Source organism: Pseudomonas sp. LBUM1657 (genome assembly GCF_059716075.1).
The window spans coordinates 2,982,917-3,000,896 of record NZ_CP166799.1 but is presented as its reverse complement, the minus strand read 5'-3'; the positions used below and the strand labels follow the sequence as shown (position 1 = coordinate 3,000,896).

The window sequence follows — 17,980 nt, the reverse complement described above, 5'->3', positions numbered from 1 at the left end:
ATGCTTCAGTAATGTTAGGTGAGTAGTCAGCCAGTACTACCGAGTCATCTTTCTTCGCGAGCAAGCCCACTCCCACAATGGATCTTCAGCAAACACAGAATCTGTGTACGACAGCGATCAAATGTGGGAGCGGGCTTGCTCGCGAATGCGGTGTGTCCGGCAACACCTCCCTCGACTGGATAGTAGATATAGCGGGCAACCCACTGATCTGCATTAACTTTTTAGTTCATAAAAATTTACGAAAACCTATACACAAAATCACAGAATCGCCCCTTTCGACTGGCGAACCCGACGTTAGCTGCTAAGTTCAACAGACGCGTCCTACAGGCTTTATGGGAAAAAGATTACGCAGTAACGGCCGCCAAGTGCCGAGTCGTCCAATGAGCCACCAAGGAACCGGGGAATCATGTCGAAAAAAATGGGGATGCACGCCTTTCTCTTGGCGACTTCGCTTGCGCCTTTCGTTTGCGCTCAGGCGGATAACGCCGACACCGCCAATAAAAGCAACAACCCGCTGAACCTGGCCCCGGGGATGAACCTGCAGGATTACTACACCCCGAAGTACTACGATTCCAATATCCATACCAACGACCTGCTGGTGCGCGGCACGCTGCCGATTGCACCCGGCGAGTTCATTGGTGTACCGCAATTGCTGCGTGCCACCGCGCCGATCAGCACCCGCCCCGATCCCAGCGGCGGCTACAGCACCGGCGAAGGCGATCTGAACCTGTTCGATATCTTCCTGCTCAAGACCGACGGCGTGCAGCTGGGCATCGGCCCGCAGATCACCGCGCCCACCGCCGATCAGGACGAGCTCGGTACCGGCAAATGGCAGGCGGGGCTTGCCGCCGTGGCCATCGACTCTTCACCTCGCGGCCTGCTGGGTGCGCTGGTGCAGTACCAGAGTTCGTTCGCCGGCGATCATGACCGCGCCCACGTCGAAACCGCGACCATGCAACCCTTCATCATTCATAACCTGGAAAAAGGCTGGTACCTGCGCTCGACAGGCACTTGGACCTTCGACCTCAAGAATGACACCCATTACATCCCCATCGGTTTCGGTGGCGGCAAGGTCTGGAAATCCGGGACCAATATTCTCAACGCATTCATCGAACCGCAGTGGACCGTGGAGCACAAGGGCGCTGGCGTGCCGAAATTCACACTGTTCGCCGGGCTCAACGTCACCTTCGGTAAATAAGGATTTCGCTATGCACGGTGCTATTCGCGCAGCCGGTTTCAGTCTGATGACGCTGTTCGTCAGTTGCGGCGTCGGGGCTCAACCACTCGATACCCGCATCGGCAACATCGCCATGGAGGGCGAACTGCCCGCCCATGAATCCATCGCCAAACTTTACGCCGAGCTGGACTTCCAACAAGCCACCCAGAGTTACCTGTGGGCCTTGCCGTTGGTGTCCTACGCCCAATGGCAGGAAGAGTTCCGCGACAAACTCGGCGCCCACAGCGGCGACCTGATGGTGCTTAACAGTTACGAAGACAAGCTCGGCGTGATCACCGCCAACGCCACCACGCCGTACATTCTCGGGTTTGTCGACCTCAATGAAACCGGCCCGCTGGTGATCGAACTGCCGCCCGGACCGACCGCTGGCGGCATCGGTGATTTCTGGCAGCGGGCGATTATCGACATGGGCCAGACCGGCCCGGACAAAGGCAAGGGCGGCAAGTACCTGGTGCTGCCACCGGGCGCCGAGCCACCGCCCGATGCCGGCAAGTATTACCTGGCCAAATCGGAAACGATGAACGCGCTGGTCGGTTTTCGCGTGCTCGACCCGGACCCGGCCAAGGGCAAGGCGCTGGTCGAGCAGTTCAAGATGTACCCGTACGACAAGCGTGCCGAACCGGCCAAGACCAAACTGCTCTCCCCCGGCGGCAAAGCCTGGTCCGGCACCCAGCCCCGTGGCCTGGCGTACTGGCAGCGATTGCACCAGATCATCCAGAAAGAACCGGTCAACGAACGTGACCGCTTTTACATGGCGATGCTCGCGAGCCTGGGCATCGAGAAGGACAAACCCTTCAACCCCAACGACAACCAGCGCAAGGCGCTGGAACAAGGTGCCCAAGTCGGCGAGCTGATTGCCAAGGCCAACACCTTCGCCAAGCGTTTCCCCGATGCGCAGTACTGGCGGGATCGCCAGTGGGACACCGTGCTCAACATCGCCGAGCCCTCGCAACGGGTGGCTTATTACGACCAGTTGTGGGAACGCAGCGCCTGGTTCTACGAAGCGGTGACCAACACCAAAGGCATGGTTTCCAAGACCCCGGGCCTGGGCCAGACGTATCTCGGCGCCTACACCGACGCCAAGGGTAACTGGCTCGACGGCGGTAAAAGCTATCGCCTGCATGTCGGCGCCAACCCGCCGGCCAAGCAGTTCTGGTCGATGACCGTATACGACATCGACAGCCGTTGCCTGATCGACAACCCGCAACGCAAGGCCGACCTGTCGTCTCGTCAGGACCTGACAAAGAACGCCGACGGTTCGGTGGACTTGTACTTCGGCCCGACCGCGCCCAAGGGTTTTGAAAACAATTGGGTGCAAACCGTCCCGGGCAAACACTGGTTCAGCTACTTCCGCCTGTATGCCCCGACCGAAGCCTACTTCGACAAAAGTTGGAAACTCGACGACATCACGGCCGTGGAATGACGCCCAAGGGTTCAATAAGGAATTTTATGAATAACCGCCTGTTGCTCACCGCACTCTCCCTCACCCTGAGCACCAGCGTCTGGGCCGATTTCACGGCTACTCCGGAAGAGGCTCGCGGCATCGCCAAGGAGGCCTATCTGTATGGTTTTCCGGTGGTGGAGATGTACAAGACCCTCTACACCCAAGCCGTGGACAAGAAAGGCCCGAACTTCAAGGCACCGTTCAACAAGATCGGCAACACCGCCAAGGCCTTCACGGCCAAGGACACCGCGTTCGTCACGCCCAACGCCGACACCCCCTACTCCTTCATCTGGATGGACCTGCGCGCCGAACCGGTAGTGCTGACCCTGCCGCCCATCGAAGAGCACCGCTACTACTCGGTGCAACTGATCGACGCCTACACGCAGAACTTTGCGTATCTGGGCACTCGCAGCACGGGTAACAACGGCGGGCATTTCATGATCGCCGGTCCCGACTGGCAGGGTCAGCAACCGGTAAAAATCGACCGGTTGCTGCGCAGTGAAAGCAACATCGCCTATGCGCTGTATCGCACGCAGCTGTTCGATGAAAAGGACCTGACCAAGGTCAAGCAGATCCAGAAGGGCTACAAAGTCGAGCCCCTGAGCCGTTATGTCGGGCAAAAAGCCCCGCCGGCGGCGCCACAGATCGCCTGGCCGAAACCTGCGCCCACCATGAGCGACACCCCGGATCTGTTCCGCTACCTGAACTTCATGCTGTCGTTCGCCCCGCCCCAGGAAGTCGAGAAAGGCTTGCTGGCGCGCTTCGCGAAAATCGGCATCGAAGCCGGCAAGCCTTTCAACCTCACCCAGCTCAGCGGTGATCAACGCCAGGCCCTGGAAGACGGCATCGCTGACGCCAAGGCCGAGTTCGCCCGGTTTAAAAAAGACCAAGTCGATACCCACCAGGTCACCAGTGGCGACTTGTTCGGCACCCGCAATCACCTTAATGGCAACTACTTGTACCGCTACGCTGGCGCCAACATGGGGATTTTTGGCAACTCCGCCGAAGAGGCCAATTACATCGGCTACTTTGTCGACAAGGACGGCAAACCGGTCGATGCCTCGAAGCGCGACTACACCCTGCATTTCAACAAGGGTGCCCTGCCCCCGGCTGACGCGTTCTGGTCCCTGACGATGTACGACGGCAAGAACAAATTGTTGGTGGCCAACCCGCTCAATCGCTACCTGATCAACTCGCGCATGCTGCCCGGCCTCAAGCTCGACGCCGACGGTGGCCTGACCCTTTACGTGCAAAACAAGGCACCGGCCAAAAACCTGCAAAGCAACTGGCTCCCGGCGCCGAACGGGCCGTTCTACGGCGTCTTGCGCTTGTACCTGCCAAAACCGGAAGTTGCCAATGGGCAGTGGAAAATGCCGCTGCTGACGCCTGTGCCTAAGCCATGAATGTCCACATCTATACCGCAGGAGCACCGCGATGGCCTCGAAGACCTCTAGAAATGCCGCATTGACGGCGCTCACTTTGACCATAGCGCCACTGTTGAGCCATGCGGACAACGCTCGCGACTGGCAGAACCTGCCGACCGACCTGAACATGGTTTTCGGCTACTACAACAAAATCGATACCAACACCCCGATCGATACTTCATTGCCTCTTGATGGGTTGTCGCTCAACGCAGACCTGTACATCGCCCGTTATGCCCGCTCGTTTTCTGTCGACGGGCGCAACAGCGCGATCCAGATCCTGCAGCCTTACGCCGACATTTCCGCATCGTTCGACAATGCCCAGTTCTTCGACGGCACCAAACACAACGGCGGCATGGCCGATACGCAAGTGGTGCTGGTGCACAACATCTTTGGCGGCCCGGCGCTGACCAAAGAAGAGTTCGCCAACTGGACGCCGGAAACGTTCCTGACCGGTGCAATCTGGATCACTGCACCTACCGGCGATTACGACAAAGATCGCATCATCAACATCGGCTCCAACCGTTGGGCGTTCAAGCCAGAACTCGGTTTTGGCACACCGTTCGGGCCAACATGGCTGGAGATCAATACCTGGGTCTCGCTGTTTGGCGACAACGACGATTACCACGGCAATGACACCCTTGAGCAAAAACCGCTGTACGCCATTGAGGGTCACTACAGCTACACCATTAACCGCGCGCTGTGGGCCTCGCTCGATGCCACTTACAGCCGCGGCGGCGAAACCAAAATCAATGGTGACTGGCAAGACAACAAACAGGAAAACGGGCTGCTCGGCGCGAGTATGGGCTTTATGCTGACACCACAGTTCGGAGGACTTATCGCTTACTCGGACACGGTTTCGGAACGCACCGGTTCGCCGGATGTGAACACTTGGACACTGCGTCTGCAGTACGCCTGGTGATGGAGCCCTGACTGCGGATTTCCGGGGAGATCCAGTACTCGGCGATTCACCCGGACGACCTGATCAGCAGCCGCTGGAATTTCCGTTTGTCTTTCATCCCGGTCATTCCGACCTTCATGTTTTAAGCGAGTGCCTGCTCCATGACTGCACGCGATGACCTCAACGCACTGCAAGCCAGCATCGCCGAAGCGGTGCTTGGCCAGGATCAGGTGATCCGGCAGATTCTGCTCGGCCTGTTGGCCAACGGGCACCTGTTGCTGGAAAGCCTTCCCGGCCTGGCCAAGACCCGTACCGTAAAAGCCTTGGCCAAACACCTGGACGCGAAGATGAGCCGCATCCAGTTCACCCCGGACTTGCTGCCGTCGGACATCACCGGCGCCGAAGTGCTGCATCAGGCGGAAGGCAAAAACGAAATCCGTTTCCAGCCAGGCCCTCTGTTTGGCAACCTGATTTTGGCGGACGAAATCAACCGTGCCCCGGCCAAAGTCCAGGCGGCGTTGCTCGAAGCCATGGAAGAGCGGCAGATCACCGTGGCCGGCAACAGCCATGTGCTGCCGGAATTGTTCATCGTGGTCGCGACCCAGAACCCGATCGAACAGGAAGGCACGTATCCGCTGCCGGAAGCGCAGATGGACCGGTTTTTGATGAAGGTTTTGCTGGATTATCCGAGCGCGGAAAACGAAAGCCAGGTGCTGCGTCTGTTGCGCGACGAGGAGCAGGCACTCGGTGCCAAAACCGCCCCTGTTCAAGGTTTCACGCTGTCTCAGGAAGTGATCTTCGCCGCGCGTCGGGAAGTCAGCGCCGTGCACGTGTCCCCGGCCATCGACCACTATCTGATCGACCTGATCAAAGCTACCCGCCACCCCGCCGATTACGATGCCGACCTTGGGCGCTGGATCGCCATCGGCGCCAGTCCTCGGGGCGGTATCGGCCTGGACCGTTGCGCCCGGGCTGATGCCTGGTTGCAGGGCCAGGATTTCGTCTCACCGGACAACGTGCGCGCCGTGGTGCATCCGGTGCTGCGTCATCGTTTGCAACTGAGCTACGACGCGGTGGCCGACGGAGTGAACGCCGATCAGGTGCTGGATCGTATCCTCGACAAAGTCGCGATTCCGGCCTGAGGTTGAAAATGGAGAGTGTCGACGGTCTGGCGTATGTCTCTCTGGCGCAGTTGATGGCCCTGGAGTTCAAGGCCCGTGACCTGAGTTTCCTCGCACGCCAACCCAAGGGCAGCCTCCTCGCCGGCAACCATGCCTCGCGCTTGCGCGGCCGTGGTTTGAACTTCGATGAACTGCGCCGTTATCAGCCGGGGGACGACTTGCGTCACCTCGATTGGCGCGCCTCGCTGCGCACCGGCAAACCGGTGGTGCGCACCTTTACCGAAGAACGCGACCGCCCGGCGTTGATTCTGGTGGACCAGCGCATGTCGATGTTTTTCGGTTCGCAACGCAGCTTCAAATCCGCCCTCGCCGCCGAACTCGGTGCGCTGGCGGCGTGGATGGTGTTCAACGCGGGCGACCGGGTCGGTGGCCTGGTGTTCAACGATGTATGCATCGAGGCGATTGCTCCGCTGCGCAGCCGCAAGCGGATCGAAGCGCTGTGCTCCCGCATCGTCCAGCAGAACCAGGCATTGAACGCCGCCAACCCGGACGCCGAAGGCGAAGACCAGCTCGACAAGGTGTTGCAGCATTGCCTGGCGGTGGCAGGTCACGATCACCTGATCTGCATCGTCAGCGATTTTGCCGGCGCAGGCCCGAGCACCTTGCAACTGATGCGGCAACTGGCGGCGCACAACGATGTGATCGCCATGCAGGTCTACGACCCGTTGGCACTGAACCTGCCGAAAAATGGCCGATTGTTGATCACCCAAGGCCAGTTGCAGGTGGAACTGGCCGTTGAGCATCGTCGCGTTCATCAGCCATTGGGAGATTTTCTCAGTGGTCGGCTCAAGGACGTCGCCACGCTGCTGCGGCGCAGTCAGGTGCCGTTGATGATGTTCAGCACCGCCACCGACGCCCAGGAACAACTGCGCACCGAACTGGGGAAACTCGGCGGGGGGCGGCGATGAACCCTGATATTCCGAGCATTGAGCAACTCAAGGAGCTGGCACTACCGGCGCCGGTCAGTTACGCGCCGCAGACGTGGGGTTGGTGGGTGTTGCTGGCCGCATTGGTGATTGTGGTGCTTTTAGTCAGTGCCCGGCGATATTGGCAGTGGCGGCGGGATCGTTATCGGCGTGAGGCGTTGGTGCGGCTGGCGCAGTTGCAAAGCCGTAGTGATGACCTTAATGCCTTGCGTGAGCTTCCGGAGCTACTCAAGCGCGTGGCCCTCTCCATGCCTGCCGCGAACCCTGTAGGTGCGGGCTTGCTCGCGAAGAGGGCCTTGCATTCAACATTGATGTCGACTGACCGGACGCCTTCGCGAGCAAGCCCGCGCCCACAGGGTCCTGCGGCGTTAGGTAAAGAGGATTGGCAAGCCTTTTTGCAGCGGCACAGTACGCAGCCCCTCCCCGTCGACTTCAGCGCACAACTGGCACAACTGGCCTACGCCCCGGACGCAACCCTGCGAGCCCTACCCAACGAACAACGTCAGCAACTGTTCGACACCTGCAAACACTGGGTGGAGCATCATCATGTGGCAGCTTGATTACCCCTGGCTGTTACTGCTGCTGCCGTTGCCGTGGTTCGGCTACCGCTACCTGCCCGATTACCGCGAGGCCCGCAGCGCGGTGCGCGTGCCGTTTTTTGCTGCCATGAGCCGCGCGGTCGGCCAGGCGCCGAGTCAGGCCGGGACCCGCAACAATCACTGGCAGCTGTTGCTCAACCTGGTGGTCTGGGCGTTGTTGCTGCTGGCGGCTGCTCGCCCGGTGTACGTGGAAAAACCCATCGAGCGCCAGCAACCGGTGCGCGACCTGATGTTGGCCATCGACATTTCCCAATCGATGGAAACCACCGACTTCACCGACCGCAACGGCCAGAAGATCAATCGTCTGGCGGCGGTCAAGGACGTGGTGCATGGCTTTATCGACAAGCGCAAAGAAGATCGCCTCGGCCTGATCGTGTTTGGCAGCGGCGCCTATCCGCAGGCGCCGCTGACCCTCGATCACGCCAGCCTGTCGCTGTTGCTGGACGACACCGGCATTGGCATGGCCGGCCCCAATACCGCCATCGGTGACGCCATCGGCCTGAGCCTGAAACTGCTCGATCAGGCTCACGAACAGGAAAAAGTTCTAGTCCTGCTCACCGACGGCAATGACACCAGCAGCGCCATCACCCCGGACCACGCGGCTTCCATGGCTGCCGCCAAAGGGGTGGTGATTCACACCATCGGCATTGGCGACTCGACGGCTGAAGGCGAAGCCAGGGTCAATCTGCAAGGCTTGCAGCAAATCGCCGAGGCCACCGGCGGAAAGTTCTTCCGCGCGGAAGACCGAACTGCGCTGGATCAGGTCTACAGCACCCTCGACCAGCTGACCCCGCATCAAGTGAAAACCCTCAGCCATCAGCCGAAACGGGATTTGTTCTGGTGGCCGCTGGGGGCGGCGATCGGTCTGCTCGCGTTTTATCACCTGTGCGCCCTGCTCCGTCCACGCTTGGCCATTGCGCGCCAGCGCCAGGAGGCCTGAGATGGAGATCAATCTCAGCGACTTCCATTTCCTGCGTCCGCTGTGGCTGTTGCTGATGCCGTTCGGCGCTCTGCTGCCACTGCTCTGGCGCCGTAGCCGCGACGTGCAACGGCGCTTGCGCGGCACTATCGCCGAGCACTTGCTGCCGCATCTGCTGATCACGCCACAGGACCGACAGCGGCTGCGACCGGTGCATCTGGTGTGCGCGCTGTTGATGCTGGGCGCCTTCGCCGCAGCCGGGCCAACCTGGGAACAGGACCGTCCGGACTTCCTGGAGAACCGTGCGCCGCTGATCATTGCCATCGACCTGTCACCGTCCATGGACGCCAACGATGTTCAGCCAAGTCGCCTGGAAGCGGCCAAGCACAAGCTGCATGACCTGATCCAGCGCCGAGCCGGCGCCCGCAATGCGCTGATCGCCTATGCCGGCAGCGCCCATCTGGTATTGCCGCCGACTGACGATCCGGCGCTGCTCGACACTTTCATCCAGGCCCTCGGCACCGAGCTGATCGACAAACCGGGGAAAAATGTCAGCGCCGTGATCGAGCAAGCCAAACGCCTGCTCGCCGCGGAAAAAACGCCCGGCACCTTATTGCTGATCACCGACGGCGCGGACACCTCGGCGCTGGCCGGTCTGGATAAACAACTCAATGACAGCGCGCTGCAAGTGCTGATCCTCGCCGTCGGCAGCGAGGATGGCGGGGTCATCCACGATGCTAATGGCCAGCCGCGCACCGACAACAACGGTCGTCCGGTACTCGGGAGTTTTGACGAGGCAGCACTCAAACAACTGGCCTCGGCAGTGGATGCGCCGCTGGGTAGCCTGACACTCAATGATGACGACCTGGACTGGATCGAACTGCACGCCCAACAGCATTTCCAGAGTGCCAGTGAGGAACAGCACGAACTGCACTGGAAGGACGCCGGTTACTGGTTGTGCTGGCCGCTGCTGTTGATCGCGTTCTTCAGCGTGCGCAAGGGCTGGAGCCTGAACTGGATGGTCGCCTTGGCACTGGCGGTGGGCTTGGGATTGCAACCGTTACCGGCACACGCCAACGCGCTGACCGATGCCTTTTTCACCCCGGACCAGCAAGGTCGCTGGGCCTTCGAACATGAGCACTTTCCGCAGGCGGCCGCGCACTTCGTTGACCCGTACTGGAAAGGCATCGCCGCCTACAACGCGGCTGACTTTGACCTGGCACTGGCCAGTTTCGCGCGCCTGCAAACACCCCAGGCGTATTTTTATCTGGGCAACATTTACGTGCGTCTTTTCAAGTTTGACCAGGCCATTGCGGCCTACACCCAGGCGCTGAAGTTGCAACCACAATTTCCGGAAGCCACGGCCAATCTGGCCCTGGCCATCGCCTTGCAGAAAGACACCGAAAGCGCCGAGCAGAACGCCCCCGAGGTCAAACCCGACGAAATCAAAATGGACAAGGCGCCGGGCAAGGGCCAGAACAAAGCGCTAGAGACTGAGCAAGCGACGTCGGATGAGCTGTGGTTGCAGAACCTGACGACTTCGCCGGCGAAGTTTCTCAAGCAGAAGTTCAGTTTGCAGGATCGGGCGGGCGAACGGCCATGAACTGTCTGGTGGACCGCGTCGCGGCTTTCGCGAGCATGCCCGCTCCCACACTTGATCTGTGTGCACCGCTAATCCCCTGTGGGAGCGGGCTTGCTCGCGAAGGCGTCAGTTCATTCACCACAAAAGTCGGGGCCCTGCTGCTCTGCCTGATCAGCACAAGCTCCCTCGCCGCCGAGCCCGAAATAAGAGTTCAGGCTCATCTGCAACCCACCGACTCGATCATGGTCGGTGGCATCGTCGAACTGCAACTCGACATCCTCACCGACACCTGGTTCACCAGCGCCCCCACCCTGCCCGACCTGAAGCTGCCCGGCGCGCTGGTCATGCCGCCGGACGGCCACGCCGAACACCTGAACCAAACGCTCGACGGCAAATCCTTCAACGGCATGCGTTACAGCTACCTGATCATGCCCAATATGCCTCAGGGTTTCGACATCCCGGCACTGACCGTGCGCGCCACGCCTGGCCAGGCCACTGGCGAACTCAGCACCCAGATCCAGCCGCTGCACTTCACGGCAGCGCAACCGCCGGGGTTCAAGCCCGGCGAACCAGTGTTGGTGGCCCAAGGGCTGCGTTTCACGCAACAGACCTTCGACTCGGCCACCCCGCTGAAGGTTGGTGACAGCATCACCCGACAACTGACGCTACAGGCCGATGGCGCCTTGGCAATGTCATTACCCGGACCCTCCATGGGCGAAATCACCGGCCTAAGCCGTTACCCGAAAAGCCCGAAAATCAGCAATCTGGACGACGGTCGCGGCAACTTCAGCGGCGGCCAGCGTATCGATACCGCGACCTACCGGGTCGACACCGCAGGCCACTACACCCTGCCGGCAATCGAGTTGAAATGGTGGGACGCCAGCACCCGGCAAACCCGCACCGCGCAGGTCCCGGCCGTGAGCTTCGACGCTGTTGCCTACAGTGCTTATCGACCTGTGTTCTCGATCACCGAAGACCTGAAAAATCTCGGCCAGCAAAGCCGTCTGCACCTCTCAAGGCATTGGCTGGGTTCAGGCGCGTTGCTGTTGTTGGTGGTGCTGCTCGCCTGGTTTGCGCGTCCGCTCATCCGCCGTGCGTACCTTGGCTGGCAGGCACGGCGCCGTACCCGACAGGCGATGTGGCAGGAGTCCGCCGACTGCGCCTGGCGGCAGATTCCGGCGCAGATCGACGCCCGCCCCGCACAGTTGAGCGCTCTGTATCTGTGGACCAGACGCCGGCGCATGGGCCTGAAACTGATCAACCTTGGCCCGCGCCTGCAAACACTGCTGCGTGCCTGTTACGGCCGCGAACCCACCGAAGATCAGGCGCTGCGCCAACTCAAGAAATCCTTGGCTACGCTGCATAGTCAGGCCAAACGCAGCAAGGCCCCGGCCGCTCCCGCATTACGACCACTCAACCCCGTTCAAGAGAAGGATTTCCCATGACGAACCCGATATCGCTCCGTCAACGCTATGGGCTGACGCTGCTGCTGACCCTCGCGCTGAGCCTGCCGGCGCTCGCCCAGACCCGCGAGCCACTGCCCTCGTGGAACGACGGCCCGGCGAAAAAGAACATCATCGAGTTCGTCGAGGCCGTCACCGATCAAAGCAGCAAGGACTTCGTCAAACCCGCCGATCGCATCGCCGTGTTCGACAACGACGGCACCCTGTGGAGCGAGCAGCCGATGTACTTCGAATTGCTGTTTGCCCTGGAAGAGGTCAAGCGCACTGCACCACAACACCCGGAATGGAAAACCACGCAGCCGTTCAAGGCCGTGCTGGAAAACGATCACAAGGCCCTGGGCGAATCGGGCATGGATGGCATCTTGAAAATCTTCGGTGCGACCCACACCGGCATGACCACCGAGGCGTTTGATGATTACGCCAAAACATGGCTGAGCCAGGCGCGCCATCCGAAGAGCGGCAAGCCCTACACCGAAATGATCTTCCAGCCGATGCTGGAAATGCTCGACTACCTGCGCAGCCAGGACTTCAAGACCTACATCGTCTCCGGCGGCGACACCGCGTTCATGCGCGCCTTTGCCGAGAAGGTCTACGGCATTCCGCCGGAGCAAGTGATCGGCACCACATTTGTCACGGCGTACCAGCTCAAGGACGGCAAGCCGTCGATCCTGCGCACCGCCAAACTGGCCCACAACGATGACGGCCCGGGCAAACCGGAAAGCATCGACGCGGTCATCGGGCGCCGGCCGATTTTCGCGTTCGGTAACTCCGATGGCGACCTGCAGATGCTGCAGTGGACCGCCGCTGGGCCGGGCAAGCGTTTCATGGGCCTTGTGCATCACACCGACGCCAAACGCGAATGGGCCTATGACCGCAAGTCCGATATCGGTCGTCTGGACAAGGCGCTGGACGAAGCAAAAGCCCGTGGCTGGACTATCGTCGACATGGCGTCCGAATGGCGCCGGATCTACCCCTTCGATGCCGCCACCACCGAGCAAGTGCAATAAAAAAGCGTAACGCAGGACCGCAATAAACGTTTGTCGCACTGAGCGACGTCAGTAAAAAGGAGCAAGTCAGATGACTCGCATACGCACGTGGTTACCGAAATTCGCCCTGGTGGCGGCCTCGGTAATGGCGATTTCGGCGACTGCCGGAGCCGCTGAAAAACCCAACATTCTAGTGATATTCGGCGATGACATCGGCCAGACCAACATCAGTGCCTATTCCATGGGCGTGGTCGGGTACAAGACTCCAAACATCGACCGGATCGCCAAGGAAGGCATGATGTTCACCGACTATTACGCGGAGAACAGCTGCACCGCCGGGCGCTCGTCGTTCATCACCGGCCAGACACCGCTGCGCACCGGCCTGTCGAAAGTCGGCATTCCAGGCGCTCCGGTGGGCCTGCAAAAACGCGACATCACCATCGCCCAGGCGCTCAAGTCCCAGGGCTACGCCACCGGCCAGTTCGGCAAAAACCACTTGGGCGACCGGGATGAATACCTGCCGACCAACCATGGTTTCGACGAGTTCTTCGGCAACCTGTACCACCTCAATGCCGAAGAAGAACCCGAGCGTCCGTACTGGCCCAAGGATGACCCTGATTTCGTCAAGGCCAACACCCCGCGTGGCGTGATCCACAGCTTCGCTGACGGCAAGATCGAAGACACCGGCGCCTTGACCACCAAGCGCATGGAGACCATCGACGACGAAACCACCGCCGCCGCGCAGGCGTTCATCGAGAAACAGGCCAAGGCGGACAAACCGTTCTTCGTCTGGATGAACACCACCCGCATGCACGTGTTCACCCACGTGCGCGATTCGATGAAGGGCCAGAGCGGCATGCCCGGCAACGAATACGCAGACGGCATGCTCGAACATGACGCTGACGTCGGCAAACTGCTGAAAACCCTCGACGACCTGAAAATCGCCGACAACACCATCGTCGTCTACACCACCGACAATGGCCCGAACCAGTTCTCTTGGCCGGATGCGGCAACCACACCGTTCCGCAACGAGAAGAACTCCAACTGGGAAGGTGCCTACCGGGTTCCGGCAATGATTCGCTGGCCGGGCAAAGTCAAACCGGGTGACGTCTCCAACGAGATGTTCTCCGGCCTGGACTGGTTCCCGACCCTGCTCGCGGCGGCGGGTGATGCCGAAGTGAAAGACAAACTGCTGAAAGGCTGGGCACCGACTTCCGGCGGTACCAACTTCAAGGTGCACCTGGACGGCTTCAACCAACTGCCTTACCTGACCGGCCAACAACCTAAAGGCGAGCGCAAGGAGTTCTATTACTTCAACGATGACGGCGTGCTGGTTTCCATGCGTTTCGACAACTGGAAAGTGGTCTTCTGCGAACAACGCCAACCGGGTGGGTTCAGGGTCTGGAGCGAACCGTTCGTGTGCCTGCGAGTGCCTAAAATCCTCAACTTGCGCATGGACCCGTATGAACGGGCTGACGTGGTTTCCGATCAGTTTTATGACTGGAACACCAAAAACGTCTACCTGGCAGGCGTCGCGGTAACCAAGTCGGCGAAATTCCTCGAATCGTTCATCGAGTATCCGCCGAGCCAGAAACCGGCCAGCTTCAGCATCGATCAGATCCGGGCTGCCGTGGATGCAAAAATCGCGGAAAAAATGAAGAACCAGCCTGCACAGTAAGACCGCTTGACCGCCGCTCGCCTTGATCGGCGAGCGGCCTTATTTTGGCTTGAGACCGCGTCGGTCCCTTCGCGAGCAGGCTCGCCACAACTCCCTTGTGGGAGCGAGCTTGCTCGCGAAGGGGCCGGCATGGCCACCGGCTTTTTTGAATTGGAACAAGGCAAACCGCAATGTCCTCACGTGTCGCCAGCAAGTCGTCGGCCATTCCAGCCCCCCACGTCGCCGCCCCGGCGATGCTGATCCCTGCGCTGTTGCTGTTCGTCTCTGGCGCGGCGGCGCTGGTGTATCAGGTGCTGTGGATCAAACAGTTGTCGCTGGTCGTGGGCGTCGAGGTGTACGCCATCACCACCGGGATCAGCGCTTTTTTTGCCGGACTGGCATTAGGCGGCTTACTGTTCGGGCGTTGGGCGGATCGCTTGCAGCAGCCGGTTCTGCTGTATGCGGGGCTGGAAGTGCTGGTGGCCGTGCTGGGTGTCGGCGCGACGTTTGCCATGAGCCTGGCGGCCAGCCCGTTTGCCTGGCTGGAGCAGCATGTGGGTCTGCTGGCCTGGGTGTTGCCATTTACGCTGGTGGGCCTTCCGGCGCTGCTGATGGGCGGCACCCTGCCGGTGCTGGTTCGTTCGTTGGCCGCCGACCCGCAACAGTCGGGCAAGGCCGGCGGCCAGCTGTATGCCGCCAACACCGCGGGTGCCATCGTCGGCACTTTGCTCACCGCGTTCTTGCTGATTGCCACCCTCGGCGTGCGCGGCAGTGCCTTGGTCGCGGCGATGCTGAACTTGCTGGCTGCCGTCGGCGCGCTGTGGTTTCAACGTCACCGCTCACTACCGGCCATGGCGCCAGCCAAACACGCGTCCAGCCGTGCTCCCGACCGTCTGGCCCTGTGGCTGTATTCCATCGCCGGCGGCGTGGCGCTGGGTTACGAAGTGGTCTGGTCGCAGTCCATCGTGCAGTTCATGAGCACCCGCACGTACGCCTTTGCCGTGGTGCTGGCGACGTACCTCACCGGGCTATTTCTCGGCAGCGCCCTGCTGGCGCGTCGGGTTGAGCGCATTCGCGATCCCTGGGGCGTGTTCGGTTTGCTGATCGCCGGCGCCGGGCTGGTCGCGTTGCTGGAAATCGCCCTGCTCGGGCGCTGGTTGGTGGCCGCCCAAAGTCTGGCCGAAGCCTGGGTGTTGTCGTTGGGTGCGAGTGAACTGGTGGGAATGAGCGCGCGCTTTGCCGTAGCGGCGTTGAGCATTGTGTTTGTGCCGACCCTGCTACTCGGCGCCGCGTTTCCCCTGGCCCTGCGCTTGAGCATCGGCCGCGATCGGGTCGGTCAGGACGTCGGTTCGGTAATCGCATTCAATACCCTGGGCGGAATTATCGGCGTGATGCTGTGCGGATTTGTGCTGATCCCGTTGCTGGGGCTGGTTCGTACCCTGGGGCTGTTGGCGATTATTGCCGCAGGGGTCGGTTACTTCGCGGTGCGCAAGGGCCATGGGGTGAAGAAAGGCCGGCGTCAGGGTGTGGTCGCGCTTGGCTTGCTGTCGGTGGCCGTGGCGCTGCTGACCCCGGTGGACAAACTCGCCAGCCTGCTTCCCGGCGCACGCAACGCGAAGCTGGTTTACTACGAAGAAGGCCGCGGCGGCACCGTGGCCGTGGTCACTCAGGGCAAGGGACCAAAGGCGTTCCAGCGCCTGTATATCCAGGGCGTGTCCAACACCGGCGACGCCATGCCGTCCCTGCGCTACATGCGCATCCAGGCCCTGCTGCCGCTGCTGATCCACAACGGCGAGCCGCGCTCGGCGCTGGTGATTGGTTTTGGTACCGGCATTACCGCCGGCGCCCTGACCCGCTATCCGGGACTCGAACATCGCGTCGTCGCCGAACTGCTGCCATCGGTGGTGAAGGCGGCACCGCTGTTCAAAGGCAACTTCGATGCCGCCGCGAATCCGAATGTCGATGTCCGCTTACGCGACGGCCGCCAGGAACTGCTGCGCAATCCACAGCGCTACGACCTGATCACCCTCGAACCACCACCGCCCTCCGCGGCCGGGGTGGTGAATCTGTATTCCCGGGACTTCTACCAATTGGCCGCCAGCCGCCTGGAAAACAAAGGCCTGGTCGCCCAGTGGCTGCCGTTGCCGACCCAGAACATCGACGATTCGCGCTCTCTGGTGCGCAGCTTCCTCGATGTCTTTCCCTACGCCACCCTGTGGACCAGCGAGTTCCACGAAATGCTCCTGGTGGGCTCAATGGAACCTATCGAACTGGATGCGGCGAAAATCAGCCAGCGCTTCCAGCAGGACAGCGTTCGCAGCACTTTGCAGGACGTGGGTATCGGTTCGGCCGCTGCGTTGCTGGCGACCTGGGTCACGGATCGCGCGGGGCTTGAACGCTTTGCTGCTGACGCGCCGCCCGTGACTGACGATCAGCCGCGTATCGAATACGCGCCGTGGGTGCGGGCCAAGGAGATCAGTCGTGTCTTGCCGGCGCTTCTGGATCTGCATCAGCGGCCCGTGATGGTGAATGCCGATGCGGGTTTCAATGAGCGGATGAACGCGCACCAGCAACGCCTGATGCAGTTCTACCGGGCGAGCCTGCATGCCTATGACGGTGACCGTGATGCGTGGGCCAGGGATATTCGAGAGGTGATGCGCGGGGATGGGGGGAATCCGTATTACCGGTGGTTTGTCGGGGAGTGATTCGGCGCCTGACAGTCCGCATTCGCGAGCAAGCCCGCTCCCACAGTGGTCCTGTGAACAACCTGGATCCAATGTGGCAGCTGGCTTGCTCGCGAAGCTTTTAAATCCTTACTTGGCCTTAAGCTTCAGATACGACTGATGCAGATCCGAAGCCCAGCCATCAATCACGCCTTTCACATCATCGGCCTTCATCACCTGATCCTCGTTTTCCAGCGGCTTGCCCGTGCCTTTGCGGACAACCTGCGCCAACACATGGTTGTTTCCGCCATCCAGGAACACCGCTTCCGTGGCCAGGTCGGTTTCCTGGTCGCGAATGCCGCTGGCCGTGCTGACCGCCGCTGCGACCAGCGCAATCGGAATCACTTCATACGGCTTCAGGCCTTCGGTCTTGCTGCTGACCGCAGTGATTGCCGCACGCACTACGATCACACCCGGGCCAGGACCTGCGGCCAGAGGCAAGGATTTACCCACTTCGCGCTTGAGCGCCTGATCGTAGTAACTGGTGATTCCGTTCAGGGTGGCCTGAGGGATTTTCACGGTCGGTTGAGGCTTGGGATAAAGCTGGGTCGGTTCAATGTAAACGCTGGTGTACTTGCTGATATCGATTTTAGGGTCCACCCAGCGCATCACCGTGGCACCCGAGGGTGACTTGGCTTCCTTGAGCTGGCTGTAGTTCTTGAGAAATCCCGAATACTGGTCTGGCTCCACCACTTTGCTGGCGCAACCCACCACCCCGATCGACGCAATGCACAGAGTGCTCATCATTAACGCAAGCTTCATGCTGTAACTCCTGTTAAGCAAATCGACAACAGTATTGAGAAGGGTGTTACAGGTATAGCCAATACAGCGCCTTTTGTGATTGAAAATCACAATATTCATCGATCATTGCGAAGCTGTTCACCACGGTCATTTGACAGACGCCGGCCAGCCGGCAAAGCTGCACCGAGCTTGAACGCGCG

General features: G+C 60.7%; 14 protein-coding genes. 13 read left to right on the top strand and 1 reads right to left on the bottom strand.

The genetic code is table 11. The features are described from left to right. Nucleotides 1-406 precede the first annotated feature (406 nt). From ACA055_RS13845 to ACA055_RS13785, 13 genes are all read left to right on the top strand, one after another. Nucleotides 407-1,198 (top strand): hypothetical protein, encoded by a 792-nt coding sequence (locus ACA055_RS13845; protein WP_497684148.1) that lies wholly within the window; start codon nt 407-409, stop codon nt 1,196-1,198. A gap of 10 nt (nt 1,199-1,208) precedes the next feature. Beyond that, a complete protein-coding gene (locus ACA055_RS13840) occupies nt 1,209-2,660 on the top strand; it encodes a DUF1254 domain-containing protein (protein WP_497684147.1) in 1,452 nt (483 codons plus the stop codon). A 26-nt stretch (nt 2,661-2,686) separates the two neighbouring features. Beyond that, the gene (locus tag ACA055_RS13835) at nt 2,687-4,084 is read left to right on the top strand and encodes a DUF1254 domain-containing protein (RefSeq protein WP_497684146.1); all 1,398 of its coding nucleotides are present in this window, start codon (nt 2,687-2,689) and stop codon (nt 4,082-4,084) included. 31 nt (nt 4,085-4,115) lie between these two features. Next, on the top strand, nt 4,116-5,024 hold the full coding sequence (locus tag ACA055_RS13830) for a transporter (protein WP_497684145.1): 909 nt from the start codon (nt 4,116-4,118) through the stop codon (nt 5,022-5,024). Nucleotides 5,025-5,164: 140 nt separating this feature from the next. Then, complete coding sequence (locus ACA055_RS13825; protein ID WP_497684144.1) at nt 5,165-6,145, top strand: AAA family ATPase; 981 nt, start codon at nt 5,165-5,167, stop codon at nt 6,143-6,145. Nucleotides 6,146-6,153: 8 nt separating this feature from the next. Further along, nucleotides 6,154-7,092: a DUF58 domain-containing protein gene (locus ACA055_RS13820; RefSeq protein WP_497684143.1), complete on the top strand. Its 939-nt coding sequence runs from the start codon at nt 6,154-6,156 to the stop codon at nt 7,090-7,092. After that, entirely contained in the window at nt 7,089-7,670 is a 582-nt protein-coding gene (locus ACA055_RS13815; RefSeq protein ID WP_497684142.1) for a DUF4381 domain-containing protein, read from the top strand. Before ACA055_RS13820 ends, ACA055_RS13815 begins: the two co-directional genes overlap by 4 nt. Continuing rightward, nucleotides 7,657-8,649, top strand: a complete 993-nt coding sequence (locus ACA055_RS13810; protein ID WP_497684141.1) for a vWA domain-containing protein — start codon at nt 7,657-7,659, stop codon at nt 8,647-8,649. Before ACA055_RS13815 ends, ACA055_RS13810 begins: the two co-directional genes overlap by 14 nt. 1 nt (nt 8,650) lies before the next feature. After that, complete coding sequence (locus tag ACA055_RS13805; RefSeq protein ID WP_497684140.1) at nt 8,651-10,231, top strand: VWA domain-containing protein; 1,581 nt, start codon at nt 8,651-8,653, stop codon at nt 10,229-10,231. Next, nucleotides 10,228-11,655, top strand: coding sequence for a BatD family protein (locus ACA055_RS13800; protein WP_497684139.1), 1,428 nt, complete (start codon nt 10,228-10,230; stop codon nt 11,653-11,655). Before ACA055_RS13805 ends, ACA055_RS13800 begins: the two co-directional genes overlap by 4 nt. Beyond that, the gene (locus ACA055_RS13795) at nt 11,652-12,680 is read left to right on the top strand and encodes an HAD family hydrolase (RefSeq protein WP_497684138.1); all 1,029 of its coding nucleotides are present in this window, start codon (nt 11,652-11,654) and stop codon (nt 12,678-12,680) included. The genes ACA055_RS13800 and ACA055_RS13795 overlap by 4 nt, the downstream gene beginning before the upstream one ends. A gap of 70 nt (nt 12,681-12,750) precedes the next feature. Beyond that, nucleotides 12,751-14,337: an arylsulfatase gene (locus tag ACA055_RS13790; protein ID WP_497684137.1), complete on the top strand. Its 1,587-nt coding sequence runs from the start codon at nt 12,751-12,753 to the stop codon at nt 14,335-14,337. 170 nt (nt 14,338-14,507) lie between these two features. Further along, nucleotides 14,508-17,021 (top strand): fused MFS/spermidine synthase, encoded by a 2,514-nt coding sequence (locus ACA055_RS13785; RefSeq protein ID WP_497684136.1) that lies wholly within the window; start codon nt 14,508-14,510, stop codon nt 17,019-17,021. Between the two features lie 108 nt (nt 17,022-17,129). Here the strand turns inward: ACA055_RS13785 and ACA055_RS13780 are convergent, their stop codons facing one another. After that, on the bottom strand, nt 17,130-17,801 hold the full coding sequence (locus tag ACA055_RS13780) for a DUF3313 domain-containing protein (RefSeq protein ID WP_497684135.1): 672 nt from the start codon (nt 17,799-17,801) through the stop codon (nt 17,130-17,132). Nucleotides 17,802-17,980: the final 179 nt, after the last annotated feature.

What these genes read in the sequence shown, in the direction of transcription:
- ACA055_RS13845 (WP_497684148.1), top strand. Translation starts at nt 407, where the DNA reads ATGTCGAAAAAAATGGGGATGCACGCCTTTCTCTTGGCGACTTCGCTT.
- ACA055_RS13840 (WP_497684147.1), top strand. Translation starts at nt 1,209, where the DNA reads ATGCACGGTGCTATTCGCGCAGCCGGTTTCAGTCTGATGACGCTGTTC.
- ACA055_RS13835 (WP_497684146.1), top strand. Translation starts at nt 2,687, where the DNA reads ATGAATAACCGCCTGTTGCTCACCGCACTCTCCCTCACCCTGAGCACC.
- ACA055_RS13830 (WP_497684145.1), top strand. Translation starts at nt 4,116, where the DNA reads ATGGCCTCGAAGACCTCTAGAAATGCCGCATTGACGGCGCTCACTTTG.
- ACA055_RS13825 (WP_497684144.1), top strand. Translation starts at nt 5,165, where the DNA reads ATGACTGCACGCGATGACCTCAACGCACTGCAAGCCAGCATCGCCGAA.
- ACA055_RS13820 (WP_497684143.1), top strand. Translation starts at nt 6,154, where the DNA reads ATGGAGAGTGTCGACGGTCTGGCGTATGTCTCTCTGGCGCAGTTGATG.
- ACA055_RS13815 (WP_497684142.1), top strand. Translation starts at nt 7,089, where the DNA reads ATGAACCCTGATATTCCGAGCATTGAGCAACTCAAGGAGCTGGCACTA.
- ACA055_RS13810 (WP_497684141.1), top strand. Translation starts at nt 7,657, where the DNA reads ATGTGGCAGCTTGATTACCCCTGGCTGTTACTGCTGCTGCCGTTGCCG.
- ACA055_RS13805 (WP_497684140.1), top strand. Translation starts at nt 8,651, where the DNA reads ATGGAGATCAATCTCAGCGACTTCCATTTCCTGCGTCCGCTGTGGCTG.
- ACA055_RS13800 (WP_497684139.1), top strand. Translation starts at nt 10,228, where the DNA reads ATGAACTGTCTGGTGGACCGCGTCGCGGCTTTCGCGAGCATGCCCGCT.
- ACA055_RS13795 (WP_497684138.1), top strand. Translation starts at nt 11,652, where the DNA reads ATGACGAACCCGATATCGCTCCGTCAACGCTATGGGCTGACGCTGCTG.
- ACA055_RS13790 (WP_497684137.1), top strand. Translation starts at nt 12,751, where the DNA reads ATGACTCGCATACGCACGTGGTTACCGAAATTCGCCCTGGTGGCGGCC.
- ACA055_RS13785 (WP_497684136.1), top strand. Translation starts at nt 14,508, where the DNA reads ATGTCCTCACGTGTCGCCAGCAAGTCGTCGGCCATTCCAGCCCCCCAC.
- ACA055_RS13780 (WP_497684135.1), bottom strand. Translation starts at nt 17,801, where the DNA reads ATGAAGCTTGCGTTAATGATGAGCACTCTGTGCATTGCGTCGATCGGG.